The sequence below is a fragment of the Bacteroides caccae genome (genome assembly GCF_002222615.2).
GTDB lineage: Bacteria > Bacteroidota > Bacteroidia > Bacteroidales > Bacteroidaceae > Bacteroides > Bacteroides caccae.
The window spans coordinates 2,106,203-2,133,020 of sequence record NZ_CP022412.2 but is presented as its reverse complement, the minus strand read 5'-3'; the positions used below and the strand labels follow the sequence as shown (position 1 = coordinate 2,133,020).

Genomic DNA, 26,818 nt, shown 5'->3' with positions numbered 1-26,818 from the left:
TAATTAAGTTCCCCTTACTGAAAAGGAACAGTTTTAATTTTCTGTATCATAATTTATGGAAAAACGTGCAGCAAAGATAAAAATAAATATCCATAAAATAAGACACTTAGCAAATAATAGAAACAGAATCTGTTTCAAAAAACTTCAAAACAGATTCTGCCTTCATCTTACCGTTAATAGCCCGGATTCTGCACCATTTGCGGGTTATTACTTACCTGATCTACCGGAATAGGCATCAAATAATTCGCCGGAGTACGGAATTCACGAATGTGACTTGTCATTTGTGTATCCTTGAAGAAGTCCTCATCTTTGGTAGCTTCCACATTTAATCCTCTCGGATATACACCAAAGTATTTTTCCCCCAACTTCCAGCGACGAAGATCCCAGAAATTATGAGTCTCCATATAAAGTTCAATCATACGTTCCTGACATACAATCTGCATCAAACGACCATCGGGGCCTACGGAAGAATAATCTGTCAACGGCTCCTTTGCCTTCGCCCAAGCAGTCAGTACAGGGTCAATGCCGGCACGCTCACGGATTACGTTCAATTTCTTCATGCCTTCAGCCACATAACTAGCATCACCATATCCGACACAAGCCTCTGCATAATCCAGATACAACTCACCCAAACGAATGATAGGCAACGGATATCTCAAGGAAGGCACGTTGTCCGACTTACGGGCAGCCGATCCCGGATGAACCCCTTTCTTATTCAGATAACCGGTTGGAGAGTAGTTATTTCCTCTGTTCATTTTGCCACTGTTGTCTTCCTTCTTGTACTGTGTCAACCATCTTTTGCGTTGTTTACGGTCGGAACGGTCCATTTTATCCTGATAAGTAATACCTTTGGTACCGTCGGCTACTACATTCTCCGTCTGACATTCGTAAAAGCCATTATGGAAAGATATCCAGGCATAGAAACGCGGCTCACGATGATCGTTCAATTTCAAAGTTATTCCCTCTCCGCGTGTATCATCATCCAAAATAGTAGTCTGAAAACGATTTTCATAGTCATACGTCGGGTCTTGGTCAATCGGAAGACCATTTTCGGTATAGAATCGTTCTACCATTGTCAGAGACGGACCATATCCTCCTCCAAAAGAAAGATAAGGAATGGATTTATTCTGTATGCTATACATTTCTTCCAAGCGGGTATTTGCCCAAAGTACCTCCTTAGTTCCGTTCTTGTCCAGGTATGTAAGACGCAGCTGTCTTTGGATAGGATCTTTCGGATACGGATAGGTGGCTGTACCAATGGCATCATCGCCAACGTAATATAATCTGTATCCGTGATCTTCTGCAAAGTTTATTGCTTCCAAAGCTGCATCGGCAGCTACTTTATATTTCTCTTTACTATATGTTTGAGACATCAATAAGGTGCCGTCATTGTTGGCAAAGTCACTGTAATATTCCGAGTTTCCATTGAATAGAGGAGAAGCAGCATAAAGCAACAATCGGGCCCTCAGCGCTTTGGCAGCTACACTAGTTGCCAGTCCGTAAGAAGATCCCATACGTTCCGTAGGCAATTTCTCCGATACGATTCTGAATTGTTCTGATACCCAGTCCACACATTCGTCATAAGGAGAACGGGCTGCCATCTTGTCATAAGGTGTATTCATATCCGGTAATTCTTTTACCAAGATGATAGGACCATAATGCTGCATCAATACCGAATGATAATAAGCAATCAGAAAATCCGCCTGATTGGCGAAATCATTAATCTTATCATCACTCAATCCCGGAACGGACGCAATATTCTTCTTCAACAGATAACATTGCCGTATACCTTTATACATATTACTGTATGTCGCATCCACATTGCCGATATTTCCTGAAGTATATCCTCCCTGAAAATATAGTTTAATAGGTTCTCCGTTGAAACAGCTTACTATTTCATCTCCTGCATATCCGATAAAAGTATGCGAATTCTGATAAGCAGGCATAAAGGAATAACAGGAATACAGATAGTTCAATGCAGCTTGTTCCGAAGCAAATGCATCTTCTTCATTGGCTGTTTCATTCGGCACAATATCCAGATAATCACATGAGCCCAAGAGACAGCCGGCAAATACGAACGATAACAAAATATTATATATCTTTTTCATTTTATTCAAATTAACGGTTATTATTAATAGTCATCTGAAAACCAAAGTTGAAAACACGTTGCGTAGGATATTTCAAACCATTACCTCCTCCTTGTTCCGGGTCCCAGTGCTTGAATGGCGAGAAAGTCGCCAGGTTCATGCCACTGACATAGAAACGCATATTCTTGTATGTATAACCTATTTCTGCGTTCTTCAACTTGATAAATGCAGCGTTGCGCAGCCAATAGTCAGAGCGTTGAGTGTTGTTTACACTCGTGTCCCTGGTCAGACGAGGATAAGTGGCGTTGATATTCTGATTGTCGGGAGACCAGCGATCGTCAGCAATCCAAGTCAGGACATTACGCAAACTGTTGTCTCCGAACGGATGAAAATCACTCATAACCAATGAAACCTTTGCAACTCCCTGGAAGAAGAAAGAGAAATCAAGATTCTTCCAGCGTATAGAAGGGCCGAAACCATATACAATCTCCGGAACGGTAGGATTCTTCGCCCATACCCAGTCAGAAATATCCACGATATCATCATCATAACCATAAAGTTTGGAGATATTCACATACTTGATATCACCGGCACTAAGATTTCCTCCGATCTGCTGGTTAGAGTTTTTCACATCATCCGGATCTTTGAAAAGACCGTCGGAAATCATAATACTAGGAATATTTGCACTCTGCCCTACTTTTGACTGGAAAGCATATTTCGGAGATTCATCGTATTTTGTAATCTCATTATGAGCATACGTAAATGTCCCTTTGAAACTGATAAACCAGTCCTTACCTATTTTCTTATTGAAATCTGCCGCAAAGTCGAAGCCTTGATTCTTCATGGCTGCCAAGTTTCCGAACACCTTTGTTCCTGCTGTTCCCAGATATTGAGGAATCGTACCTCTCTCCTGAAATATATCAGTACGGGTTTCGTGGAAATAGTCCATTGTCAGGTTCAATGAGTTAAACAACTGCAAATCCAAACCTACATTGACTTTCTTACCCACTTCCCAAGTAACCTCCGGATTACCATAACGGGAATATACAGGACCTTTATAAGTTATATCACCATCCAGCCCGGTAGTATATCCGGTACCTGTCAGGTTGATTGTCGGCATATACACAAAACGTGCCCCACCAATATTGTCATTACCAACAAGCCCCCACGAAGCACGAATCTTCATGTTAGAGAAAACATTCTTCAAAGGTTCAAAGAACGCTTCCTCACTGATGTTATATCCCACTGCAATAGAAGGGAAGAATCCCCAACGGTGTCCTTTGGCAAAATTCTCGGAACCATTGTAACCCATATTCACTTCCGCCAGATATTTCCCGTCGTAAGCATACGAAAGACGGGCAGCAACACCTTGTTTACGTTTGGGAAGTGCAGCAATCAAGTCGCCACTGAATAATTGAGTCACCAGTTCATCCTGATTATAGATAAACATGGCATTCACATCATGCTTTCCAAATGTACGGTTGTAGTCCATGATAGCCTGGAAATAGAATCGGCGGTCGCCCGAGTTGGCAACACCCGGTTTCAAGTCCGTAGATACTTCTCCACCGCTTTCATTCTGAAGTCTGGTGACAAAAGAATACACTCCATTATCATCTACCGAGAAATCCTGTAAATGGTATTTGTTCCAACCTGCGGAAGCACTGTTAGTAGTACTTGACCAGTTCTTGAAAGAGGCCAATGCCTTAAATCTAAGTCCCTCGGTAATAAAATTCAGTTTCTGCTCAAACTCCAATGCCGCCACTACCGTGCTCCGGAAATTATCCTGATAGCCGGATGCAAGCTGTGCCACCGGATTCTGTTGCTGTCCCGGTTTCAAGCGGTCATTCACACCCCACTTGATATGTGTAGTAACACCGTCGTCAGGGAAATAGATCGGAGCTTCCACCGGACTTGTATTGATAGCTCCCGCAAACAGATCGTTCATACTGATGTTGGGTTGCTTCGTTTTTCTCAGCTGCACATTCAAGCGCAAAGAAAGACGTGAATCCTTACCCAAATATGCATTAATGTTATTCTGAAATGAATAACGCATCACATTAATGTTATTATTATAGGAGAAAAAGTCTTTGGAACGATTCTTAATCATACCTGTCTCGTGATTGACCGTGACACTTGAGAAATAATCCACTCGTTTGCCGCCTCCCCGGATATTAACATTGAAATTCTGGTTAAATGCCTGATCCTTAAAAAGCTCGTCATACCAGTTGACATTCGGATAAGCATACGGATTTAATCCAGCACGCGTTCCGGCAATTTCTTCTGCCGAATAGGGAGATTCGGTAGAGCCGCCGTTCAACAAAGATTCATTGAACAAATCCATGTAAGTGGCTCCGTCGACAAACTTCGGCTTACTTGTCGGACTTGTGATCTGTCCTTCCACACGGAAATTGATAATCGGCTTATCAATATTACGACCGGATTTAGTGGTAATAATCATAACGCCATTAGCCCCACGGGTACCGTACATTGCCGTAGCAGTAGCGTCTTTCAAAATAGAGAAGCCATCAATGATTTCCGGGTCAAGATTATCCAAATCACCGGAGGATATTTCCACTCCGTCCAATATAATCAGCGGATTGGTTGCTCCGTTCATTGTAGAAATACCGCGAATATAAAAATCCGATCCATCCGCTCCCGGTTGTCCGGTACGCTGAACAGCAATAACACCAGCCAATCGTCCGGCAAAAGAATTGGAAAGAGAAGCCGAAGGAACCTGCAGTTCCGCCGGGCGGATTGCCTGTACGGAACCTACCATACTAGCCTTTTTTTGTCCGCTGCCATAAGCAGTGACCACCACTTCTTCCAACTGCTTTGCATCTTCCACAAGTTCTACAAGAAGTACCTTGCCGTTGACCACTTTCACTTCCTTGGTTTCATATCCGATATATGAAATGACCAGCACATCTCCGGGAGTGGCCTTAATCGTAAACTTTCCGTCCATATCGGTAATCACTCCGCTGTTCACGTCTTTTACCCGTACAGTTGCTCCTACCACCGATTCTCCGGACCTCGCATCTACTACACCTCCTACAATCTCTACTTTTTTCTGCTGTGTGCTTGCTGCCTTCTTTTCCAATTTCAAGATGATATCATCTCCCATAATTACATAACTGATACCACTTCCGGCAAATACTTCTTTCAACACATCCGAGATTTCTCCTTCACAATCCAGATTTTTACCCGGTAATGCATCAAGGTCACTCGGATTGAAGAAAAACTTAAAATTAGAACTGGATTCGATAATCTTAATGGCTTGTCTCAAAGTTATCGACTGTCCTTTTACTGTCACTCTCCCTTGCGCAGCACTCAACGTCAAAGGGAAAAATAAGATTAATAACACGATAAGCCTCAAATGCCATCGACTACACATACTTTCTTTCATGATTACAATTTAAAATTAAACAAAGTTTTTCATACACATAGATTTTGCAAAATCAATAAATTCTCTAGTTTATAATACAATATACTCAAACTGGCTCTTTCATTTTCCTTAACTTTACGCCAATTCGGGATTCATGCATTATATATTAAATACATCTAACCCATTTCTACCCCTTACTCAAATCTGCATTTTATTATTTTTTTTTCGAAAAGATGTGTTTTTGAATTATTCTTCATATCTTCGCTCTTTGAAATCCTCATTAAATCATAAGATGAATGACCAAGAAGCAATAGTATTACTAAAATCAGACAGCCACGAAGCTTTTGAGTACTTGTATAAAGTATATGGCGGACAAGTATATAATTTTAGTAAACTATATATCAATTCATCTGAAGATATTAAAGAAGTAGTACAGGAAGTGTTTGTCAAGCTATGGGAAGCACGTTCTTTTCTAAGAGAAGATGAGAACTTCAGAGGATTTTTATTTATCGTCACCCGGAATCTTATCTTTAACCGCCAGAAAAAAACATTGAATGAAAACTTCTATAAACTGTCTGTTTTAAGTGCTTACGAGCAGTCGAACATTGATTCCTACAATATAGAAGAAGAATTGCAGGCTAAAGAATTAAACAATTATATTGACAAGATTATTGAAGAACTTCCACCGAAGCAACAGGAGATATTTATTTTGAGCAGAAAAGAAAACCTAAGTCATAAAGAGATTGCCGAATTGCTGAATATCAGCGAGCGAACAGTAGAGGTTCATATAGCTAGAGCTATCCGGCACATTAAATCCCGGCTGGAATACCTGATCGCCCTCCTGGGAGTAATGGACTTACTTAATTGAAATAGGTCGGCTACCATTCTTTTATTTCTTATTTTGAGCAATACGGTTATTGCCGGCCTGCGACTTCACAATTACTCCACTTCCGTTCTTGCTACATTTAATACATTCCTTCCGCAATTTCCTTTCTTTCAGGTCAAAGATCAGATTCGGATTAAAGTGTTGTCCGTTGATACGGGTTTCAAAATGCACGTGTTCGGTGGTAGCACGACCGGTACGACCGGTCAGACCGATAGGTTGCCCGGCTTTTACGACCTCACCACTCCGAACCAGATTCTTACAGTTATGGCTATAAATGGTTTCCAGCCCGTTCGCATGACGGATTACTACCAAATTTCCGTATGCATAATAAGGTTTCGACATCCGTACCACCCCGTCAAAAGCAACACGAATCGTATCATTAGCACAAGTCTTGATATCTGCCCCCGAATGTCCCCCACGAGTACCATAAGCAGAAATGACCTTACCACCCGGCAGAGGGAAAGCATATTCATGCTCCTTCAACGAGTCCAAATGCAGGTATATATGATTACCTTTAGCAAACAATCCGGGAGTAGCCACACGGATATGGTTTACCTCCCTGAAAGAAAAAGAGGATTTGTCTTGTGCGTTCACAATCATCGGAAAGAATAAGACGAATAATAGTATGAGAATGTCTTTCATGTATTTTTTCGTTTTCAATCAGAATACTCCCCTGATTATTCAAAAAAGATAAGTTCGCTGCTATCTGATTCTGCATATTCGTTCAGCAATGACTGAATCATCTCAGCAGCTTCTTTCAGGCCTTTTTTTCCATTATAACCATTGACGATTGCTAAAATATGGGTAGTACCGAGATTCATTTTAGTCCGTTCGTTATCACTGGTAGGCGTACCGATACCACCCGACGCATCACGATAAACGGGCAATCCTTCGATATTCAACACACCCTTTCCGATACCTTCAAACGGTTCCCCTGCTTTGCCGATACCCAATTCAAGATATGCGCCTTGTATTTTATCCGCGTCAAAACCACCGATAGAATGTCCCGTCCGAAGAGAAACTAAGTTGATGAGATCTACCAGAGTATCAATCTGGTACAGAGGAATTCCGCGCATCAGGCGACGACGCAAAGCTTCCGCCGACGGACGGTAACGTCCGGGATCTTTACCACAACGTTTGTAGGCTTCGCGGGTGGCAGCTATGACAGGCTGATGTTTGATGTCTTCTATCTGTGTAGTAGTAGTCAGTTCTTCGGTGAAAGCATTGATTTCCTTCCAAAGTCCTTCGCAGTAAGCTGTATTCTTCACTGCGGCATATACGGCTGCTCCGGCAAAGACCGGACAAGCATCTTTGATCTCCTGTGATACTTTTATTTCAAACATAACTTATTATAAACCAATCATCGGCATCCCAACAATTACAAATGCCGATTATTACGTTCTAATCATTATTCCCGACAAAATACGGCCGGAGTCAATCCCCAGTCTACGCGCAGAGAAAAAATCATCTTGATGAATATAGGTACAGATACCGGCTACTTCAATTTGCCCGGCAGGAATTCCGGCATAAAGCAATTCACTCCGGTTGGCTTCCCACAGATCAATATGGTGTTTGCCTGTCTTCCTCTTTTTTGTAGAGATAATAGACATATCAAAACCACTTTCTTTGAATGCTTCATAAACCTCATCACCTACTTCAAATGATTCGAGTGAAATACTCGGACCGATACAGGCCACTACGTCAGCACCCCGGGTTCCGAAATTCCGGCTCATGTGTTCCATTACACAACTGACAATATGCTGCACCGTGCCTTTCCAACCGGCGTGAACGGCAGCCACCACTTGCAGCCTTCTGTCATATAGTAACACGGGTACACAATCCGCAGTCGTAACACAAACACAATATCCCGGCACATTGGTAATCAAGGCATCAATGCCTCTCAAAAGTGTTCGTCTCACTTCTAATGACTCCTTAAAGAACGATTCGTCAACGACCAGACTCGCACTACCATGCTTTTGCTCCGGAATAACTAATTCTTTAATTTGATGTCCCGTTATCTGAAATAACTTATTCTGATTACAATTCACATTGATACATGAATCCTTGGTATAAGGCGAGCAATTAAATGAGCCATATGTTCCCTCACTGACACCTCCATGACGTGTTGTAACAAAATGAGCTACTTCGGGGTATACCGTCAATGACTTATACCCCTTCAGCTCTTTATCTTTTGTGAGTGAAATCATTTTTCCTCCCAATCCTCTTCTTCGTATTCGTAATCAATGTCCTCATCGTCATCATCCGCTTCCTCCTCATATTCATAGATGATGTCTTCATCTTCACCCATGTCTTTGAGTTCCTGTTGCAGACGGGTTACATCTTTCGGACGGTGAACAATGTCTTCTATCTTGTTGCTTTCCTTATTCAGTTCCTCCCACAGAATATCTTTCAATACGGAGATTCCCAAACCGGAAACAGAAGAGATGAACACGTGCGGAACACCCGCGGGCAATGTCGGTTCTATCTCGTCCATTAGCTCCTGGTCGAGCATATCGCTCTTTGTGATAGCCAGCACACGTTGTTTATCCAGCATTTCGGGATTAAAAGTACTCAACTCATTCAGTAGGATTTCATATTCCTTGCGGATATCATCACTATCCGCAGGAACCATAAACAGCAATAATGAGTTTCGTTCGATATGGCGCAAAAAACGTAATCCCAGTCCCTTACCCTGACTCGCTCCTTCGATAATCCCCGGTATATCCGCCATTACGAATGATTTACCGTCACGATAGGAAACGATGCCCAAGTTCGGTTCGAGCGTAGTAAACGGATAGTCGGCAATCTTCGGTTTAGCAGCCGAAATAGCGGAAAGAAGCGTAGACTTTCCCGCATTCGGAAAACCTACCAGACCAACGTCTGCCAGGAGCTTCAGCTCCATGATAACTGTCATTTCCTGCATTGGCTCGCCCGGCTGCGCAAAACGCGGCGCCTGACGGGTTGCCGTCTTGAAATGCCAGTTGCCCTGACCACCGCGACCGCCTCTCAACAAAATTACTTCCTGCCCGTCTTCGGTCACGTCACAAAGGTATTCCCCCGTTTCGGCGTTATACACCACCGTCCCGCAGGGAACTTCTATTATTTTATCCGCACCGTCTTTTCCAAAACTACGGTTCTTGCTTCCCGATTCGCCATGACCTGCCATTGCGTGACGGTCGAACTTCAAGTGAAGCAATGTCCAGTAATTACGATTACCGCGCAAGATGATATGGCCTCCTCTTCCGCCATCGCCCCCGTCGGGACCTCCGTTGGGACAATATTTCTCGCGCCTCATGTGTGTAGAGCCCCTTCCGCCCTTACCCGAGCGGCAGTAAATCTTTACGTAATCAACAAAATTCGATTCAGCCATACTTTTCTAATAATATTATTATAACTTGTCTATTGCTTCGCAAATTTCAGCGAAGATACCTTCCATAGTACCCAGACCGTTGATATGCTGGTATTTCTTTTCGTTCTTGTACCAGTCAATCAGCGGAGCAGTCTGTGAATGATATACATGCAGACGTTTTTTGATAGTTTCTTCGTTATCGTCAGCACGGCCGGAGTCTTTGCCACGCTTAATCAGACGTACCATAAGTTCATCTTCCGGCACCTCAAGGTCAACCATTACAGAAACATCCTGTCCTCTCTCGGCCAACATCTTCTTTAATGCTTCCGCCTGTGCTATTGTTCTGGGGAAACCGTCGAAAATTACACCTTTGCTATCTTTGAAGCTATCAAATACGCTTGCCAGAATATCAATCATCAGTTCATCCGGAATCAACTGTCCCTGGTCGATATAACCTTTAGCAGTTTTACCCAGTTCTGTACCGTTCTTGATTTCTGCGCGCAATACATCTCCTGTTGAGATGTGATTGATACCATACTTTTCTACAATACGCTCGCTCTGTGTCCCTTTTCCAGAACCCGGAGCACCGAAAATTACAATGTTCAACATCTTTTTTACCTAAAAATTAATTTGTATTTGAATTTAGTCTACTACTGTGTAAATGTCGGGGTAATTTCGCCCGAAACCGTCATAATCCAATCCATATCCCACGATAAAGTCGTTCGGAATTTCCATTGCTACATATTCAATGTTCAGGTCCACCTTCAGTTTTTCCGGTTTCACCAATAATGAAGCGATGTGGATAGATTCGGGATTACGCGTACCCAATGTTTCGAGCAGTCGCTGCATAGTCAGCCCCGTGTCTACAATATCTTCCACGATAACAACCGTACGTCCGGCAATGTCCTCGTTCAGTCCGATTACTTCTTTGATAACTCCGGTGGAAGTCACTCCCTGATAAGAAGCCAGCTTGACAAACGATATTTCGCAAGGGATTGTGATGTGTTTCAGCAAGTCGGCCGTAAACATAAACGAACCATTCAACACGCTGAGGAATAGTGGGTTCTTATCTGCCAAATCGCGATTGATTTCGTTCGCCACGCGAATCACTTCTTTCTGAATATCTTGTTCTTTAATGGAAACAGTGAACTGCTTGTCTTTTATCTGAATGCTATCCATAACCGGTTATTTTAAAAAAGTTGTCGCAAAAATACAATTTTTATTCCACTCTGTACATCTTCTTCTGCAATTTCTTTGAAAGAAGAAGCAGAATCGGTGAGATAGTTAGCGATGTTTCTCCATTAAGCAGTCCACAGAATATCCCTTTATGAAATAAATAAAAAAGCTATTTAACAGCCTATCGGATAAGAATAAATAGACAATAAAAAGAATAGCCGGAAAGAAATAAGAGTAATCATATTTTAGACGCAAACACCCCCACTGATCCACTTCATTAAATTTTTAGTCGGGTAGATAATAAAGCGGATTCCCACCTTAAATGTACATTGGTTTCCACCTTAGCCAAAAGTAAATTCAACATTCTCAATGCTGACAAAAAGCATTCCTTCCCTTTTCCTCAGAAAGACCTTGCTTTCCCTTGCCAACCAGCCGATAGCAAGAGCTACGTCTTCAAACGTCAAACCTAACTCACGGCACAAATCGAACATTGACAGTTCACCTTTTTCATTTAAGATGCGCCATACTTTTCCGGCATTCAAGCCAATTCTAGTCTTTTCCATAATGCAAACTTTAGAAGATTAAACAATCCGTTATCTATGATTTAATCATTGTGAGCACAGGAAAATAATGTTATGCACATTACCTACCTACAAAGATAACATTTTTCTCGAAAAAAGCAAATAATCAGCACCATAATACTCAATTCTCCTACTATCTCCGACACTGACTGAAGCGCTTCTTCGTCATCCTTGTGCGAACAGGCTATATCTTATGTCCGGTACATTCATAGAGAAGTTACTCCCCATTAAATGTAAACTTGCTGAAAAGTTTCACTTCATGCATTACAATCTATAATCAAAGTTTGCGTTTATAGTTCTTCGCCTGTCAACAGGAACTTTGCTACCTATACAAAACAACTTTACTTTCCATAAAGAAGAATTTTCCGACCTATCTCCTGTAACTCATCTATCTATGATTAACACGTTTTTCTTCCCATAACAAACGGGAAAAGTCAGAATAATCATGTACATTTGTAGGGCGAAAACTTAAAAAAACATCACAATGAAAATATTTCCAAGCAGCAGTATAAAGAAACTGGACGCATATACCATTGAGCACGAGCCGATTGCCTCAATAGACCTCATGGAACGTGCCGCAACCGCACTGACAAAAGCCATAATGAACAGGTGGAGCCGGGAAACTCCCGTCACCGTATTTGCCGGACCGGGCAACAACGGTGGAGACGCCCTCGCCGTGGCTCGTATGCTATCCGAAAAAGGATATAAAACAGAGGTATATCTCTTTAACCCGAAAGGTGAACTCTCCCCGGACTGCCAGACCAACAAGGAACTGGTGGAAATGGCAGAGGAAGTGACATTCCACGAAATCAGCACCCAATTCGTCCCTCCCACCCTGACACCGGACCATTTGGTTATCGACGGGCTTTTCGGTTCGGGACTGAACAAACCGTTGAGCGGAGGATTCGCAGCCGTTGTGAAATATATCAATTCTTCTCCGGCTATGGTAGTAGCTATTGACATCCCTTCCGGACTTATGGGAGAAGAAAATACATTCAACGTGAAAAACAACATTATCCGCGCCGACGTAACGTTCAGCCTGCAGCTTCCGAAACTCGCTTTCCTTTTTGCTGAAAACACCGAATATGTAGGCGAATGGGATTTATTGAATATCGGATTGAGCGAAGAGGGTATTGAAGAGACGAAAACAAACTACGAGATGCTGGAACTGGAAGATATACGTTCACTCATCAAACCACGCCAACAGTTTGCCCACAAGGGGAATTTCGGTCATGCCCTCCTGATTGCCGGCTCGAAAGGTATGGCGGGTGCATCGGTATTGGCAGCTCGTGCCTGTCTCCGTTCGGGAGTAGGACTGCTGACTGTACACGCACCGATATGCAACAACGACATTCTTCAAACCTCCGTCCCCGAAGCCATGGTAGAAACCGATGCCAATGAAACCTGCTTTGCCATACCTACCGACACGGACGATTACCAAGCCGTCGGCATCGGCCCCGGACTGGGAAGAAGCGAGGAAACGGAAGCTGCCCTGCTCGAACAGCTCGAACATTGCCAGACTCCCGTAGTAGTGGACGCTGACGCACTCAACATCCTTGCCAACCACCGCCACACACTGACACACCTGCCGAAAGGTTCTATCCTCACCCCACACCCGAAGGAACTAGAACGGCTGACCGGCAAGTGTCAGGATTCATACGAACGACTGACCAAAGCCTGCGAACTGGCTCATGCCGCCAACGTACATATCATCCTGAAAGGCGCCTATTCCGCCATTATCACCCCGGCAGGAAAATGTTATTTCAACCCGACCGGAAATCCGGGAATGGCAACCGGAGGCAGTGGCGATGTATTGACCGGAGTGATCCTAGCTCTGCTAGCCCAAGGCTATCCCGCCGAGGATGCAGCTAAAATCGGTACTTACATCCACGGACTGGCCGGAGATTTCGCCCAGAAAAAGCAGGGGATGATCGGACTGATTGCCAGCGACATCATCACCTGTCTGCCTACGGCATGGCGACTTGTAAGCGAATAAAAGTTAAGAACTTACAGTTTTTTCAATAACTTCATTAACTTTGTTTTCAAAACCAGTTAAAAAAGAACCGAATATGAAAAAGTTGATTATAGCAACGGGACTACTAATGGCTACTTCCGCCTATGCACAAACAGAAGTGTTGACAGGCGTTACCCGAGGAAAAGACTACGGAGTGGTGTACAGCCTTCCCAAAACACAGATAGAACTCGAAATAAAAGCCAACAAAGTCAGCTATACACCGGGTGAATTCAGTAAATACGCAGATCGTTATCTGCGACTGACCAACGTATCTGCCGAGCCCGACGAATATTGGGAACTGAACAGCGTAAAAGTTAAATCAGTAGGAGTCCCTAACAGCGAAACGACTTACTTTGTCAAACTAAAGGATAAAACAGTAGCCCCTCTCATGGAACTGACTGAGGACGGAATTGTGAAATCAATCAACGTCCCTTACAGCAAGAGTAACGAGACTAAAAAAGCTGCTCCCGTCACTCCCGCCACCGTAAAAGCGAATCCTCGTGATTTCCTTACCGAAGAAATCCTAATGGCCAGCTCCACCGCCAAAATGGCCGAACTGGTAGCCAAAGAGATCTATAATATCCGCGAAAGCAAAAATGCCCTTTTACGCGGCCAAGCGGACAACACTCCTTCGGACGGCGCCCAACTCAAAATCATGCTCGACAATCTGAACGCACAGGAAGACGCCATGACCAAGATGTTCTCGGGCACACGTGACAAAGAGGAAAAGACATTTACGATCCGACTTACACCGGATAAGGAACTGAATAACGAAGTTGCTTTCCGTTTCTCTAAAAAGCTGGGGGTAGTTGCCAACAACGACCTGGCCGGCACTCCTTTCTATATCACTCTGAAAGACTTGAAAACAGTCAAAATGCCACAAGACGACGGGAAGAAGAAAAAAGAACCGGAAGGAATTGCCTACAACGTCCCCGGACAAGCGCAAATCACGCTGACCGACGGCAAAAAGAAACTGTATGAAGGAGAAGTACCTGTAACGCAATTCGGCATTATCGAATACTTGGCTCCGGTATTGTTCAACAAGAACTCAACTATCAAGGTGTATTTCGACCCGAATACCGGCGGACTTCTTAAAGTAGACCGGGAAGAAGGGAAATAATGAAACTCTAAAAAGAAAAGAATATGGGCGGTGAAGGACACATGCTCGACATGATACGTCGGCTTAGCGAAGGAAGAGAAGCCTCCCGCCTGCGTCGCGAGCGAAACAACGAGAAGCTAAAACATTTAAACCGTAGCAACGAACATTACCCGTTGCCCAATACCACGTCGGAAGAAATGGAACGTATCATCCGTGATTCCGAGAAGAAAAAGGAACGGGACAACAGCTACTTCGTATGGGGGACACTGATTATCATGGGCGTCCTGATTGCAAGTGCCGTTATACTATGGGCTATCTTTATTAAATAATTTATTCCCCGCAGAGTAACACAGAGCCTTTTAATCTTACCGTAAAGAGAGGATTCAGTGAGAGACATTGTGTTACTCTGTGGGGAAATGAAATTTTATAAAACCGTCCTTCTGTAACTGATAAAGATAAGTAGATACACGTGACTCGTAGCCTGCTTCATTCTGAAAATGGTCTGCGAGTTTTTCTATGATTTCACGCACCGTCCGTTTCCCGTCAATCAGTTCCCATACAACCGTTCCGTGTTCTTCCAAATGCACATGAAGCTCCTTCGACATCCCCTTCGGAACAAGAAAGCGTTGCATCCACGTATATTTAAAACGAGGGAAGGAGAGCACAATCGTCTCCCCTTCCCTTTCAACGGTAATATGTTCACTGCGACAGGGAATTACATCCAACAGGTTGATTTTCTCTTTCGCTGCCATACTTTGATCTCCTTATTTCAAGAATATTATACTGAGTCTTTAATATTATACCGATTCTTTTTTAATATTAGCTTCTTCCAGCCCATAACCTTTTTTCCTGTTCTCTGCCTTCAACATCAAAGATACAATCAACGCAAGTACACCGAAGACAGCAAAAATAGCCATAGGTAACGTGTAATCATACGTCTGTGCACCGTCTACCACCGGCCCCTTGCAATAAGAGTTCAGCACCCAACCGATCAGCAAAGGCACACCCATCAATCCCCAGTTCTGTACCCAGAAAATCAATGCATAAGCCGTACCCAACTGTTTCTCAGGAATAATCTTCGGAACGGAAGGCCACATAGCTGAAGGAACCAATGAGAAAGCGAAGCCTAACACAATCATAATGATCGTGGCAAACCACCACACATTCAGGATAGGAAGTGCAAACATAGTATGCACGAATATCAGCATCACTGCACCAATAGTCATCAACGTGGCACCTTTGCCGATACGGTCATACAGAGAACCGAACAACGGAGTCAGGATGATCGCACCGATCGGTAACAATCCCGGAATCGTCCCCGCCAATTTCGGGTCTACATTATATTTCTGTACCATTAAGTCCGCCGCATACTTGATAAACGGGAATACAGCCGAATAGAATAATACGCACAGCAATGCAATCAGCCAGAACCCCTTGTTGGTAACGATATATACGATATCTTTCATACGGAAAGGTTCTTCGGGTTCAAGCCCTTGTGCGTCAAGTGAAGCATCCAACTTCTTATCATAGAATGTGTAAATAAAGAAAGCAATCGTACCTACACAAAGCATAACCAGGCAGAAAAGAATCGGCGCGGGAATATTGGTATGAAAAGCACCTGCCTCGTCAGTAGATCCGAAGAAGTCAGCCAAAGGTACAGTCAGCACCATTGCCAGAGTTGTACCGATACGTGCCGTTGCCATTTCAAGTCCCATAGCCAACGCCATTTCCTTGCCTTTAAACCATTTCACAATAATCTTAGAGACGGTAATACCAGCAATTTCCACACCAACACCAAAGATAGCATATCCCAATGCTGCCAATGCTACCTGCATCTTGAATCCGAAAAGCAGGGCACCTTCCGGGAAAGTGGTAGAGACAGCATAATATTTCAGTCCACAACCGAACACCATTAACAGACAGGCGCCCATTCCAGTAAAGCGTACTCCCATTTTATCCAGGATAATACCGCCGAAAATCAACATCAGCAAGAATACATTGAACCACCCGTAAGCGCTGGTAAAGAATCCGTAATCCAAACTATCCCAGAGTAGTTCTTTCTCAAGCATAGGTTTCAGCGGGGACATAACGTCCGTGAGGAAGTAGCCGCATAACATGGTAAAAGCGACCAATGCTAGAACGCTCCAACGCAACACCTTGGAGTCATTCAATTTCTGTTTTAATTGTTCTGTCATTGTTATATTTAAATAGTAGTTAATAATTTTATTTTTTACGACCAACAAAGATAGTTAAATCTCCATTGTATACCTCACAAAGAGATTTGTTTTTAGAAAAAAAGTTAGGCGCGGATTACATGAATTGCACGGATTCATTAACAAATCCGTGTAATCCGTGTAATCTGCGCCCAAATATAGAGAAATACAGAAAACCTTCTGCCCCCTCTTAAATGGTTTCACCCAATCCCTCTCTGCAATCCGAATGGATTATTCAGCAGCAGGAGCCGGAGTTTCAGCCGGTGCCGGAGTTTCTGTTGCAGGTGCAGACTCTGCCGGAGCAGTAGCATCTGTTTGCGGTGCAGCAGTACCAGCAGGCAAGTTATACGGGTTAGTCTGTTGTTCTTTCTGAGCCTGTTCCAACACTGCATCTTTAACAGCAGAAGAATGAGGAACGACATAAGCGGTAGCAATACTCATGATAACCATGAAGATAGCTAAGCCCCAAGTTGCTTTTTCCAGAAAATCGGTAGTTTTGCGTACGCCCATAATAGCGTTGGATGAAGAGAATCCGGAAGCAAGTCCGCCTCCTTTTGAGTTCTGAATCAGCACGATAAAGCACATCAACAGGGCTGCAATAACCATTAAGATAACGAATAATAAGTACATTTTTAGTTATTTTGAATTAGCGTTAATAATCAATTTCTCCAAAAATCTGATTTGGTCTGCAAAGTAAGCATTTTTTTTTGGATATTTCAAACTTAATTTTTTAATTATTTCAAGAGCTTTCGAATATCGTTGTTGTTTAACATAGATTTTAGCTAAAGTTTCGGTAAAACAGCTATCATCTTCTTCCTCTGCCGCACTCACTTCTTCCGAAGGAGTAACAGAGATTTCCGCTTCCTCTTTTAAAGGTTTCAGACAGAGAGGAGCCTCACTTTCGCTCTTTTCAATAAAATCGTCTATCAGTTCGTATCCTTTCAACTTCGGAGCGACTTCTTCCGATTCGGCAGCAGTCGTATTGTCTTCCAACAGATAAGTTGTATAGTCCATTGAATAGTCGAAAGTTGTCTGACCGGCCACCTCCTCCGGCACCGTAGACAGAAAAGCGTCAATCAACGCCAGGGTGCGGTCTACCGAAGGCTCGTTTTTCAGCACTTCCGTAAGGGGCACTCCTTTCTTACGGGACTGGACGGCAAACCGGTCACCTTCGATCAACTGAAACAGTTTCCGGCGATCGGCAATGTACAGAACCGCTTTCCGCAGTTCCGCGCCAAAATTAATATCATGGAGAATATATAGGTTCTTTAGATACAACAGGCGAAGCGACTGAAAATACGGATACCGCGCGAGCATATTGCGCAGCTCATACAAAGTATCCCTATCCAGCGTTTCAGGGTGCTGAATCCATTGTTGAAAGTTAACAGAAGTCATTAAAATTACCAGTTTGCTACAGTTGCATTAAATATTTGGTCGGTTATCTCTTTAGTCATTTCAGCAATCAGTCCGTCTTGTACAGCCGTCAGCAACTGACTGGAATCATAGGTACGGAAAGCTGAAAACTGTTGTTCGAAGTCTTCGGCGTGGTTTGTGTTGTTGACAAAGCGTACATTCACCGTAATGGTCAGTTTCGTCTCCGAAGAATAACCGTCGGCGGATACAGCCTGGTTGTATTGGTTGTAGCCTGTAATTTCTCCGTCAATCTGCAAATCCGCGTTCTGATTCGGCTTCAGCAGTTGGAGCCGTGTCTGACGGATAAAGATATCTTTCAGATCCTCATTAAACTTCGTTGCCAACGGTGCATACACATACTCCGACTTAATAGGGAAGTCGGCAATCGAAATGGTTTTCACCTTATCATAATTGATAGACGAACCATTAAACTTATAGGAAACAGTACACGCAATGACTACCAACGGTAATGCAAGCAGTAGCGCAACGCGTGGCGTTATCTTTTTAATCCAGTTCATATTCTTTTATTTTTCTATAAAGCGTACGTTCGGAAATCTTCAGATCCCGGGCGGCACCTTTCCGTTTTCCATGATGTTTCTCCAGTGCTTTACGTATCATTTCCTTTTCAACTTCATCCAGTGCCAAGTTTTCTTCTACATATTCTTCCGTATCCTGAATATCATCATCGTCGTCTTTCGGACAGACAGTTGCCTGCTGCATCGGATGAATAATGGCAGGCACCGAAGGCTGGTTTGCCGTTGTCACTACCGGAGTAGCGACGACTTGCCCTACTTGCCCCATTTGTGCCACCTGCCCTGCACGTTCAGCCATCATGTTGTGCACCATCTTCCTCAGTTCGGCCACTTCCTGACGCATATCGAACAGAACGGAATAAAGAATTTCCCGTTCGCTCTCAAAACTTTTGCTCTCCCGTGTTCCCAGCAATGCCGGCAGACGTTGTACATTCTGTGCGGGAAGATAGGTTTGCAGAATAGCTGCCGTAATCTCCCTGTTCGTCTCGATAATAGATATCTGCTCGGTGATATTCTTCAACTGGCGCACGTTTCCGGGCCACGGATAAGCAAGAAGTTCTTTCTTCGCATCCTCCGTCAACTGAATGGCCGGCATCCGGTACTTTGCCGCAAAGTCCGCCGCAAATTTACGGAACAACAGAAGCACATCGTCTCCCCGCTCACGCAAAGGAGGGATCTGAATAGGCACCGTATTCAAACGATAATATAAATCTTCACGAAAACGTCCTTCCGCAATAGCTTGCGTAAGATTGACATTCGTAGCTGCAACAATACGCACATCCGTCTTTTGTACTTTCGACGAACCTACTTTGATAAACTCGCCACTCTCCAGCACACGGAGCAGACGTGCCTGTGTAGGCAACGGCAACTCCCCTACTTCATCCAGGAAAATCGTACCGCCGTCCGCTTCACCGAAATATCCTTTCCGTTCACCAATCGCACCGGTAAATGCTCCTTTCTCATGGCCGAACAATTCCGAGTCGATCGTCCCTTCGGGGATCGCTCCACAGTTGACAGCGATATACTGTCCGTGCTTCCTCCGGCTGTATTGATGAATGATTTGCGGAAAACTTTCCTTTCCAACTCCGCTTTCTCCGGTAATCAGCACAGACAAATCGGTAGGAGCTACCTGAATGGCAACATCTATGGCGCGCAACAATGCCTCGGTATTTCCGATAATACCGAAACGCTGCTTCACTTGTTGTATCTCCGTTTTTGTCATTACTTCCTATTAATCTTCGTCTACTGTATCCAGCTTTAGTTTGTCACTATCATCCCGTTTCTCGTAATACTGTTTCCGCAACGGATTTGCATGGGCTACTTTCTCCCGTTGACGATTACGGAACACATCAATGGCAACATAAACTGCCTGACGGAACGAGTCCTCGCTCGCCAGTCCCTTGCCTGCGATGTCATAAGCCGTACCATGTGCCGGAGAAGTACGCACTACCGGCAGTCCTGCCGTATAGTTTACTCCGTCATCCATAGCCAACGCCTTGAACGGAGCCAGCCCCTGGTCGTGGTACATCGCCAATATTCCGTCGAAATGCGTATAATTGCCCGATCCCATAAAGCCGTCGGCAGCATAAGGTCCGTAACAAAGAATCCCCTTTTCCTCCATTTCCTTCATGGCAGGGATAATCACTTCCTGTTCTTCCGTACCCAGCAAACCGCCGTCTCCGGCATGAGGATTGAGAGACAACACCGCAATACGCGGAGCACCGATGCCGAAATCCTGCTTCAGGCAATGATGAAAGATCATCAGCTTTTCCTGAATCAGTTCCTTCGTAATCGTAGTCGCAATCTCTCTGACAGGGATATGCGTCGTCACTAGAGCCACACGAAAATCATTCTTCATCAGAATCATCAACGATTTGTTTCCGTTGCCCAAACGTTCTTCGATATACTCCGTATGTCCGGGGAAAGAAAATTCTTCCGACTGGATTGTATGTTTGTTAATCGGAGCTGTCACAATTACGTCAATCAGCCCCTCACGATAGTCTTCAATAGCCCGTTCCAAAGCGCCCAATGCGGCCTTACCGGCTTCGGGGTCAGGTTTGGAAAACTCAACTTTCACTTCATCATCCGTACAGTTCACTACGCTCAAGCGGTTGCATCCCGCTTCGGAAGCCGTATTGATAATACTGAAGTTAGTCTGCACATCCAAAGCCTTGCGGTGATAAGCAGCGACTTTCGGTGAACCGTAGATAATAGGAGTACATAATTCCAACATGGTAGGATCCGAGAATGTCTTTAAAATCACCTCATAGCCTACCCCGTTAATGTCTCCCTGGGTGATGCCGATTCTTATTTTATTATCTTCCATGTTTTTATTTATTAGTTTGTTCCGCTTCCTTGGCTGCTCCTCCCAATGGGATCTGGTTTTGCTGAACCTCATTCGGAAGTTTCAGTGTATAAAGAGATGCCTCCATTTGGCGCACCAGGTTACGTTTCATTTTATCAGGTGAATAAACAAATATTTCTGCTGTGATAATTCGTTGGTTTTTCTCATCCAGACGCGTGTGAGACACATACGGGCCACCCATGAAGTCCCCCTTCATGCGCCATAATCCGCGTGCTTCCATTGTGTAACTGTTCTGTACATTGATCGGACGTACATCGGTCAGTAAAGAATCCGTTGACATATAAACCCCTTCCTTGAATCCCGGAATGTTCGCCTTCATCACAGAGTCACGCTTATGCACAAAATATTCTTTGGTGAATGTATCTTTATCGGTATAAGGATAAGAATACATCACGAAGTTACGGTCGGCAGTACCTGTATTGGTGGAAGCCCAGAAGAAATCTTTTCCGGTCTTTGAATTAGCCAGTTCGGCAGGCAACCAGATATCGCAACCAAATAAGCTATCCACTTTCTGTGAGATAAAATTGCTGTGCTTTTCTTCCAGCATGGAAATCTGACGATTCATTTCCGCACGGGTGAAGAAGTCAACAATAGTCTGCTTATTCTCTTCCACAAACTTTTGGAATTCTTCTTCATTCGGAGCCTGAATGGTCAATATCATTTGCGGATTCGCATACACATCCTTCGCATATTTGAAAGAAGCTTTCGTATAAATGTCCTTTATATCTACGATAATGATATTGCGGATCAACTTCAACGTTGAATCATAATCTTTCGGTGAAGTATACATAATACGGAAAGAAGGTTCCGACTGCGGCAACCCCGGCATATCCGAATCGAGCACATCATGCAAGGCCCTTCCTGCCGCACGATCCCAAACGCCGTGATCTACTACTACCAAAAGTTCGTATGCACGCCCACTAGAAGTGTGATTCCCTTTCAGACCACAAGAAGCAAAAACGAAGGCTATCAAAGCCATGCTTAAATAAGAAAAGTACTTTTTCATGATGTTCGATTTTTATATTAGCTCTTATTATTTTCCTCCTGTTTCGCAGTCGACAACATGCCGCAGGCTGCAAAAATATCTTCTCCGCGCGAAGAACGGATTGTAGTAAAAAGCCCGTGCGTGGTCAAATAGTCACGGAAACGGGTCATTGTATCCATATCTGCCCCTTCAAGATCAACTCCCGGAATGGCATGGAACCGGATCAGATTTATCCTGCAATCCAATCCACGCAACAGTTTCAGCAACTCCTTGGCATAGACTTGCGAATCGTTGAGTCCCTTAAAAACAATATATTCAAATGAAAGTCGGCGCTGTTTGCTAAAATCATAGTTTTTTAACAGTTCCACCATTTCGGTAATCGAATAGCCTTTTTCCGCCGGCATCAGTTCGGAACGCTGCACCGCCAACGGCGAATGGAGGCTGATTGCCAAATGACAATCACTTTCTTCAATAAAACGTTTCAGTCCTTTCCGCAATCCGACAGTGGAGAGGGTGATACGCTTCGGACTCCATGCATAACCGTAATCAGCCGTCATTATCTCCAATGCCTGCAATACTTCATCCAGGTTATCGAGCGGTTCGCCCATGCCCATCATCACGACATTTGTCAACTTGTCCCGTTCCGGCAACGAATGAATCTGATTGATAATCTGACTGGCGGTCAGGTTGGCCTTATAACCTTGCTTTCCGGTCATGCAGAACTTGCAGTTCATCTTGCAGCCTACTTGTGAAGATACACACAAAGTCGCCCGGTCATCATCCGGGATATATACGGATTCTACAAAGTGGTTCTCACCTACTTTATACAAATACTTCACCGTACCGTCCACAGAGCGCATTTCATCTACCGGCGCCTCTGCTCCCACCTCATAGTTCTGCTTGAGCAACTCCCGATACTTCAACGACAAATTTGTCATTTCATCAATCGAGGCCACCTTCTTATCGTAGAGCCACGATGCAATCTGCTTGGCGGCAAAGCCGGGCATTCCCAGTCTTTTCGCCAGCGATTGAAGCTCCACAAGAGTCATTCCTAAAAGAGGATATTTAGACATTATTCCTTCTGTTCATGGTTTATATTTGCAAATGTAAGGAAATAAAGTCGATTTCCGTACAGCGAGAATGTAAAAGTTAACAAAAAAGGTCGTTCCCGAAAGAGGAACGACCTTTTGCAGTTATCGTTTTTACGATTAAGTCTTAGAAGAACAGGTAACGTGTATCTTTTACGTTTCCTTTCAGATACAAGTCATTCATCAGACGGCTTGCGAAGCGTGCGTGCATATTAGTCAACGTAGCTTCTTCATCTTTTGCGTTGAATGTATCGTTCAGTTTGTCCTTGCCATATACTTGCAGAACAAATACGCCGGCATTACCTTTGATCGGAGCGCTCAATTTATTTACTTCAGCAACAGAAGCATAAGCGCCAACCAACGGTTCGCTACTACGCAAAGCAGATACATAAGCCGGAGCAGCAAACGTTACCATTTTCAAAGAATCGCTGACAGCGTTCGGCATAGCCTTGTACTGGTCGAGTGAGGTTGCGTTGGCAGCCTTCATGTCAGCCATAATCTTTTCAGCTTTCTTATCTTTCACGATCTCAGCTCTCAACTGTTCCTGTACGGCTTTCAATGGACGGTATCCTTCCGGCTTGATGTTTACCAGACCAACGACCATCATGTGATCGCTTTCGCCACATTCATACAAGCCTGATACTTCACCCGGTTTTGCTTTATCGAATGCCCATCTCAACGCTTCTTTTGTACCTCTCACACCACCGATACCATGTTCGGAGCTATACAAATCAGCTCTGTCAAGCAATTTGTATCCGGCTTCTTCGGCGTTAGCCACCATTTTCTCAACAGAAGGATTGGCAGCGATAAACTGGCTGAAGTCATTGTAAGCACGGTTGTATGTTTCCTTGCTGAATTCAACTTCACGCTTCACCACAGCTACTTTATATTTATCCTTCACCGCTTTCTTGTTAGTCACCTGAAGAATAACGTTAGCTTGACCCAACGGCAAGTTTACCAGTTCGTTCACACCTGTGCTGTTAATAGCAGAAATAAATTTCAAGTTGTCACCGTCAATTTGTGCACCTTCGTACTGTGCAGCAGTCATCCAGTTGGAATCACCGGTCTGACCGTATTTCTTAGCAAGCTCTACGAAGTTAGCACCACCTTTGATAGCATTGTAGATACTGTCGGCCAGAGTTTTCGTCTTAGCTGCATCTGCTGCATATACCTGAATCTGACGGAACTCAACAGAATCGGCAGCCGCAGTCTTGGCTACAATTTTGAATGAGTTGATCGTATTATCGCCACCATTATAGTAAGGACCATAAACAGAACCAACAGAAGCAGAGTCCAAACGTGCAACTACATCCGACGGGAAAGCAGTCTTGTTGTAGAACAAGTCTACATAAGGAGCTTCCGAACCAACCGAACGAATGAAAGAAGTATAATCATCCGTTGTAGTAGCCAACTGTTCAGTAGCTTCGTCCACTTCCTTCTGGATAGCGGCGCGGTCGGCAGCACTGGCAGTTACCTGTACGTCGATGTATTTGATATCACGAGTTTCCTGGTATTGCTTGAACTGTTCTTTTTTCTTGTTATACAAGTCTTTCAGTTCCGATTCCTTCACTACGATTGTAGAATCTACCACAGAAGAATAAGGAACGGCAGCCAGCAACATATTGTATTGGTTTACTCTTGCGTCGAAAGCATCCTGTGCTTCCACCGGGTTAGAGATAAGCGCTTTGGATACCAATGCCTGATACTTTTCAGCCAGACGGCTCTGAATCAGAGTTTTCTGAATGAACGACCAATATTTATACATATTGTTGTACTGTTCAGCATACTGTGCCGGCATTTGCGATTCGTTCATTTTGGCATATTCTACCAGGAACTTGTTCAACATATCCTTGTCGAAGTTTCCGGTTTGCGGATTCTGGAAAGGAGTCTGTCTCAACAAAGGATGAACGCCAGCTTTCAGGATATCCTGAATTTCAGCAGTAGAAACAGTCAGTCCCAGTGCTTCAGCTTCTTTTTCAATCAGTTTATTGTTAACGTAGGAACGCCATACTTCATCGCGTACCTGACTGGTTTGTTCGTCATTCAAGGCGGTCACTCCACGCATGAGTTTCACCACTTCGGTATATTCTTCTACCAAGTTCTGATACTCCTGAGCGGAAAGAGCGTCTCCGTTCACCTCACCAACGTCATGTGCCTGGTGCGGCTGCATCACCTTCCATGCGTCACCCGCAATGAAAGCAAACAGCGCCAAGCCGATAACAATCACCAATAGAGGTCCTTTCGACCTAATGTTTTGTAATGTTGCCATTTTGATTAATACGATTTATGTTTATTATTATTTCTTCTAATTGTCGTTTTAGCGCACGAAGATACAAAAAATGCTAATATGCTTCTATTTATTGGCTAAAAATTTCTCGGTATTCGTCATTATTCCATGACTTTTAGGCGAACCAGTTCTATTTTCGTCGCCGTCACCTTGATTATCTTGAACTGATAACGTCCTACCCGAATCACTTCATGCAGTTTCGGGAAACTCTGATATTGATTCAGAATCAGTCCTCCCACTGTCAGATATTCGTCGGATTCAGGCAGGTCAAGACCGAACGTTTCGTTGACTTTCTCAATCTCCAGACGGCCGGACAATACATATTCATGCTCGTCTATCTGCTTGCTGATATAGGAAGTGTTATCATGTTCGTCTTCTATATCACCGAAGATTTCTTCTACCAGATCTTCCAATGACACAATACCGGACGTTCCGCCAAACTCGTCCACCACTACCGCAATTGTCTTTTTCTGTTGCATGAACAGTTTCATCAGCTTATTGGCGGACATTGTTTCGGGGACAATCGGCACTTGCTTCACATTCTCGTGCCAGTTGGTCGGTGCGCGAAACATCTCCGAAGAGTGGATGTAACCGACCACATTGTCAATATTACCGTCATATACGATAATCTTGGAGATACCCGACTCTATAAAACGGCTTTTCAGTTCATCCAGCGAAGTTGTGAGATCAACCGCCACCACCTCAGTACGGGGAACAATACAATCGCGTATTTTAATATTCGAGAAGTCAAGTGCGTTCTGGAAGATTTTCACTTCCGTATCCAGTTCCTCCTCATTCTCGGCATTATCAATGCTGCTCTGCACAAAATAATCAAGATCCACCTTTCCGAAAGCTTTGTCGGACGCATCCTTGTTTACCTTCATGCCGAAAATGCGCAGGAAGATGCAAGACAAACCGGAAGACAACTTGGATATAGGATATAAAACAACGTAACAAATAAAAAGTGGAACAGCGAAAACGTTCAATACCATATTGGGATTGATCTTGAACAATGTTTTCGGCAGGAACTCTCCGGTCACCAAAATAATCAGGGTAGAAATGACAGTCTGTGCCAACACCATTAGGAAGTGATTGTCAATAAAGCCGGCCAGCAGATTTTCACCAATGATCTGAGCCATCAGGATACCATAGATAACCAGTGCGATATTGTTACCCACCAACATGGTAGAGATAAACTCGTTCGGGTTCTTGAAAAAGATAGAAAGGATGCGGGAAGTAATGCCCCCTTTGCGTTCCATTTCAAAACGCAGTTTGTCTACCGAGACAAATGCAATCTCCATTCCCGAAAAGAAAGCGGAGAAAAGCATGGTGATTATTAGAGAGATATAAATATTCATAG

Annotated in this window: 24 protein-coding genes; 4 read left to right on the top strand and 20 right to left on the bottom strand. The window is 43.9% G+C overall.

The window, feature by feature from the left end:
• Nucleotides 1–173 precede the first annotated feature (173 nt).
• Nucleotides 174–2,108, bottom strand: a complete 1,935-nt coding sequence (locus CGC64_RS08275; protein WP_005679377.1) for a RagB/SusD family nutrient uptake outer membrane protein — start codon at nucleotides 2,106–2,108, stop codon at nucleotides 174–176.
• A 10-nt stretch (nucleotides 2,109–2,118) separates the two neighbouring features.
• Nucleotides 2,119–5,490, bottom strand: a complete 3,372-nt coding sequence (locus CGC64_RS08270; protein ID WP_005679376.1) for a TonB-dependent receptor — start codon at nucleotides 5,488–5,490, stop codon at nucleotides 2,119–2,121.
• 271 nt (nucleotides 5,491–5,761) lie between these two features.
• Between CGC64_RS08270 and CGC64_RS08265 the strand changes: the two genes are divergently transcribed.
• Nucleotides 5,762–6,337, top strand: a complete 576-nt coding sequence (locus CGC64_RS08265; protein WP_005679374.1) for an RNA polymerase sigma-70 factor — start codon at nucleotides 5,762–5,764, stop codon at nucleotides 6,335–6,337.
• A gap of 21 nt (nucleotides 6,338–6,358) precedes the next feature.
• Here the strand turns inward: CGC64_RS08265 and CGC64_RS08260 are convergent, their stop codons facing one another.
• The 7 genes from CGC64_RS08260 to CGC64_RS08230 all read right to left on the bottom strand — a co-directional run bounded on the left by CGC64_RS08260 (nucleotide 6,359) and on the right by CGC64_RS08230 (nucleotide 11,446).
• Nucleotides 6,359–6,997 (bottom strand): M23 family metallopeptidase, encoded by a 639-nt coding sequence (locus tag CGC64_RS08260; RefSeq protein ID WP_005679372.1) that lies wholly within the window; start codon nucleotides 6,995–6,997, stop codon nucleotides 6,359–6,361.
• 35 nt (nucleotides 6,998–7,032) lie between these two features.
• Entirely contained in the window at nucleotides 7,033–7,698 is a 666-nt protein-coding gene (locus CGC64_RS08255; protein ID WP_005679371.1) for a B3/B4 domain-containing protein, read from the bottom strand.
• A 51-nt stretch (nucleotides 7,699–7,749) separates the two neighbouring features.
• The gene (gene pgeF, locus CGC64_RS08250) at nucleotides 7,750–8,562 is read right to left on the bottom strand and encodes a peptidoglycan editing factor PgeF (protein WP_005679370.1); all 813 of its coding nucleotides are present in this window, start codon (nucleotides 8,560–8,562) and stop codon (nucleotides 7,750–7,752) included.
• Nucleotides 8,559–9,725 carry a GTPase ObgE gene (gene obgE, locus CGC64_RS08245; RefSeq protein WP_005679369.1) on the bottom strand — a complete coding sequence of 389 codons (1,167 nt, stop codon included), beginning with the start codon at nucleotides 9,723–9,725 and terminating at the stop codon, nucleotides 8,559–8,561. Before obgE ends, pgeF begins: the two co-directional genes overlap by 4 nt.
• An 18-nt stretch (nucleotides 9,726–9,743) precedes the next feature.
• Nucleotides 9,744–10,313, bottom strand: a complete 570-nt coding sequence (locus CGC64_RS08240; RefSeq protein WP_005679368.1) for an adenylate kinase — start codon at nucleotides 10,311–10,313, stop codon at nucleotides 9,744–9,746.
• A 33-nt stretch (nucleotides 10,314–10,346) separates the two neighbouring features.
• The gene (gene hpt, locus CGC64_RS08235; RefSeq protein ID WP_005679367.1) at nucleotides 10,347–10,883 is read right to left on the bottom strand and encodes a hypoxanthine phosphoribosyltransferase; all 537 of its coding nucleotides are present in this window, start codon (nucleotides 10,881–10,883) and stop codon (nucleotides 10,347–10,349) included.
• A gap of 338 nt (nucleotides 10,884–11,221) precedes the next feature.
• Nucleotides 11,222–11,446, bottom strand: a complete 225-nt coding sequence (locus CGC64_RS08230) for a winged helix-turn-helix domain-containing protein (RefSeq protein WP_085962144.1) — start codon at nucleotides 11,444–11,446, stop codon at nucleotides 11,222–11,224.
• Nucleotides 11,447–11,945: 499 nt separating this feature from the next.
• Between CGC64_RS08230 and CGC64_RS08225 the strand changes: the two genes are divergently transcribed.
• From CGC64_RS08225 to CGC64_RS08215, 3 genes are all read left to right on the top strand, one after another.
• Entirely contained in the window at nucleotides 11,946–13,457 is a 1,512-nt protein-coding gene (locus tag CGC64_RS08225) for a bifunctional ADP-dependent NAD(P)H-hydrate dehydratase/NAD(P)H-hydrate epimerase (protein ID WP_005679365.1), read from the top strand.
• 73 nt (nucleotides 13,458–13,530) lie between these two features.
• A complete protein-coding gene (locus CGC64_RS08220; protein ID WP_005679364.1) occupies nucleotides 13,531–14,595 on the top strand; it encodes a DUF4831 family protein in 1,065 nt (354 codons plus the stop codon).
• A gap of 23 nt (nucleotides 14,596–14,618) precedes the next feature.
• The gene (locus tag CGC64_RS08215; RefSeq protein ID WP_005679363.1) at nucleotides 14,619–14,903 is read left to right on the top strand and encodes a hypothetical protein; all 285 of its coding nucleotides are present in this window, start codon (nucleotides 14,619–14,621) and stop codon (nucleotides 14,901–14,903) included.
• A 72-nt stretch (nucleotides 14,904–14,975) separates the two neighbouring features.
• On the opposite strand, the gene CGC64_RS08210 is transcribed toward CGC64_RS08215, so the two are convergent.
• The 11 genes from CGC64_RS08210 to CGC64_RS08160 form a co-directional block, all read right to left on the bottom strand.
• Entirely contained in the window at nucleotides 14,976–15,326 is a 351-nt protein-coding gene (locus CGC64_RS08210) for a PqqD family protein (protein ID WP_005679362.1), read from the bottom strand.
• A 45-nt stretch (nucleotides 15,327–15,371) separates the two neighbouring features.
• Nucleotides 15,372–16,769 carry an MFS transporter gene (locus tag CGC64_RS08205; protein ID WP_005679360.1) on the bottom strand — a complete coding sequence of 466 codons (1,398 nt, stop codon included), beginning with the start codon at nucleotides 16,767–16,769 and terminating at the stop codon, nucleotides 15,372–15,374.
• Nucleotides 16,770–17,018: 249 nt separating this feature from the next.
• Nucleotides 17,019–17,417, bottom strand: a complete 399-nt coding sequence (gene secG / locus CGC64_RS08200) for a preprotein translocase subunit SecG (RefSeq protein ID WP_005679358.1) — start codon at nucleotides 17,415–17,417, stop codon at nucleotides 17,019–17,021.
• A gap of 6 nt (nucleotides 17,418–17,423) precedes the next feature.
• Nucleotides 17,424–18,182: a hypothetical protein gene (locus CGC64_RS08195; RefSeq protein WP_005679357.1), complete on the bottom strand. Its 759-nt coding sequence runs from the start codon at nucleotides 18,180–18,182 to the stop codon at nucleotides 17,424–17,426.
• A 5-nt stretch (nucleotides 18,183–18,187) separates the two neighbouring features.
• The gene (lptE, locus tag CGC64_RS08190) at nucleotides 18,188–18,718 is read right to left on the bottom strand and encodes an LPS assembly lipoprotein LptE (RefSeq protein ID WP_005679355.1); all 531 of its coding nucleotides are present in this window, start codon (nucleotides 18,716–18,718) and stop codon (nucleotides 18,188–18,190) included.
• Nucleotides 18,705–19,955, bottom strand: coding sequence for a sigma-54 interaction domain-containing protein (locus CGC64_RS08185; RefSeq protein ID WP_005679354.1), 1,251 nt, complete (start codon nucleotides 19,953–19,955; stop codon nucleotides 18,705–18,707). The genes lptE and CGC64_RS08185 overlap by 14 nt, the downstream gene beginning before the upstream one ends.
• A 9-nt stretch (nucleotides 19,956–19,964) precedes the next feature.
• Nucleotides 19,965–21,059 carry a 4-hydroxythreonine-4-phosphate dehydrogenase PdxA gene (pdxA, locus tag CGC64_RS08180; protein ID WP_005679352.1) on the bottom strand — a complete coding sequence of 365 codons (1,095 nt, stop codon included), beginning with the start codon at nucleotides 21,057–21,059 and terminating at the stop codon, nucleotides 19,965–19,967.
• 4 nt (nucleotides 21,060–21,063) lie between these two features.
• Nucleotides 21,064–22,104, bottom strand: a complete 1,041-nt coding sequence (locus CGC64_RS08175) for a DUF4837 family protein (RefSeq protein ID WP_005679351.1) — start codon at nucleotides 22,102–22,104, stop codon at nucleotides 21,064–21,066.
• 17 nt (nucleotides 22,105–22,121) lie between these two features.
• Nucleotides 22,122–23,156 (bottom strand): 23S rRNA (adenine(2503)-C(2))-methyltransferase RlmN, encoded by a 1,035-nt coding sequence (gene rlmN, locus CGC64_RS08170; RefSeq protein ID WP_005679349.1) that lies wholly within the window; start codon nucleotides 23,154–23,156, stop codon nucleotides 22,122–22,124.
• Nucleotides 23,157–23,298: 142 nt separating this feature from the next.
• On the bottom strand, nucleotides 23,299–25,440 hold the full coding sequence (locus CGC64_RS08165; protein ID WP_005679348.1) for a peptidylprolyl isomerase: 2,142 nt from the start codon (nucleotides 25,438–25,440) through the stop codon (nucleotides 23,299–23,301).
• Nucleotides 25,441–25,559: 119 nt separating this feature from the next.
• Nucleotides 25,560–26,816 (bottom strand): hemolysin family protein, encoded by a 1,257-nt coding sequence (locus CGC64_RS08160; protein ID WP_032837574.1) that lies wholly within the window; start codon nucleotides 26,814–26,816, stop codon nucleotides 25,560–25,562.
• Between the last annotated feature and the right edge of the window lie 2 nt (nucleotides 26,817–26,818).

Bases quoted from the DNA above. Each gene is read 5' to 3' on its own strand.
- CGC64_RS08275 (WP_005679377.1), bottom strand. From the start codon at position 2,108: ATGAAAAAGATATATAATATTTTGTTATCGTTCGTATTTGCCGGCTGT.
- CGC64_RS08270 (WP_005679376.1), bottom strand. From the start codon at position 5,490: ATGAAAGAAAGTATGTGTAGTCGATGGCATTTGAGGCTTATCGTGTTA.
- CGC64_RS08265 (WP_005679374.1), top strand. From the start codon at position 5,762: ATGAATGACCAAGAAGCAATAGTATTACTAAAATCAGACAGCCACGAA.
- CGC64_RS08260 (WP_005679372.1), bottom strand. From the start codon at position 6,997: ATGAAAGACATTCTCATACTATTATTCGTCTTATTCTTTCCGATGATT.
- CGC64_RS08255 (WP_005679371.1), bottom strand. From the start codon at position 7,698: ATGTTTGAAATAAAAGTATCACAGGAGATCAAAGATGCTTGTCCGGTC.
- pgeF (WP_005679370.1), bottom strand. From the start codon at position 8,562: ATGATTTCACTCACAAAAGATAAAGAGCTGAAGGGGTATAAGTCATTG.
- obgE (WP_005679369.1), bottom strand. From the start codon at position 9,725: ATGGCTGAATCGAATTTTGTTGATTACGTAAAGATTTACTGCCGCTCG.
- CGC64_RS08240 (WP_005679368.1), bottom strand. From the start codon at position 10,313: ATGTTGAACATTGTAATTTTCGGTGCTCCGGGTTCTGGAAAAGGGACA.
- hpt (WP_005679367.1), bottom strand. From the start codon at position 10,883: ATGGATAGCATTCAGATAAAAGACAAGCAGTTCACTGTTTCCATTAAA.
- CGC64_RS08225 (WP_005679365.1), top strand. From the start codon at position 11,946: ATGAAAATATTTCCAAGCAGCAGTATAAAGAAACTGGACGCATATACC.
- CGC64_RS08220 (WP_005679364.1), top strand. From the start codon at position 13,531: ATGAAAAAGTTGATTATAGCAACGGGACTACTAATGGCTACTTCCGCC.
- CGC64_RS08215 (WP_005679363.1), top strand. From the start codon at position 14,619: ATGGGCGGTGAAGGACACATGCTCGACATGATACGTCGGCTTAGCGAA.
- CGC64_RS08210 (WP_005679362.1), bottom strand. From the start codon at position 15,326: ATGGCAGCGAAAGAGAAAATCAACCTGTTGGATGTAATTCCCTGTCGC.
- CGC64_RS08205 (WP_005679360.1), bottom strand. From the start codon at position 16,769: ATGACAGAACAATTAAAACAGAAATTGAATGACTCCAAGGTGTTGCGT.
- secG (WP_005679358.1), bottom strand. From the start codon at position 17,417: ATGTACTTATTATTCGTTATCTTAATGGTTATTGCAGCCCTGTTGATG.
- CGC64_RS08195 (WP_005679357.1), bottom strand. From the start codon at position 18,182: ATGACTTCTGTTAACTTTCAACAATGGATTCAGCACCCTGAAACGCTG.
- lptE (WP_005679355.1), bottom strand. From the start codon at position 18,718: ATGAACTGGATTAAAAAGATAACGCCACGCGTTGCGCTACTGCTTGCA.
- CGC64_RS08185 (WP_005679354.1), bottom strand. From the start codon at position 19,955: ATGACAAAAACGGAGATACAACAAGTGAAGCAGCGTTTCGGTATTATC.
- pdxA (WP_005679352.1), bottom strand. From the start codon at position 21,059: ATGGAAGATAATAAAATAAGAATCGGCATCACCCAGGGAGACATTAAC.
- CGC64_RS08175 (WP_005679351.1), bottom strand. From the start codon at position 22,104: ATGAAAAAGTACTTTTCTTATTTAAGCATGGCTTTGATAGCCTTCGTT.
- rlmN (WP_005679349.1), bottom strand. From the start codon at position 23,156: ATGTCTAAATATCCTCTTTTAGGAATGACTCTTGTGGAGCTTCAATCG.
- CGC64_RS08165 (WP_005679348.1), bottom strand. From the start codon at position 25,440: ATGGCAACATTACAAAACATTAGGTCGAAAGGACCTCTATTGGTGATT.
- CGC64_RS08160 (WP_032837574.1), bottom strand. From the start codon at position 26,816: ATGAATATTTATATCTCTCTAATAATCACCATGCTTTTCTCCGCTTTC.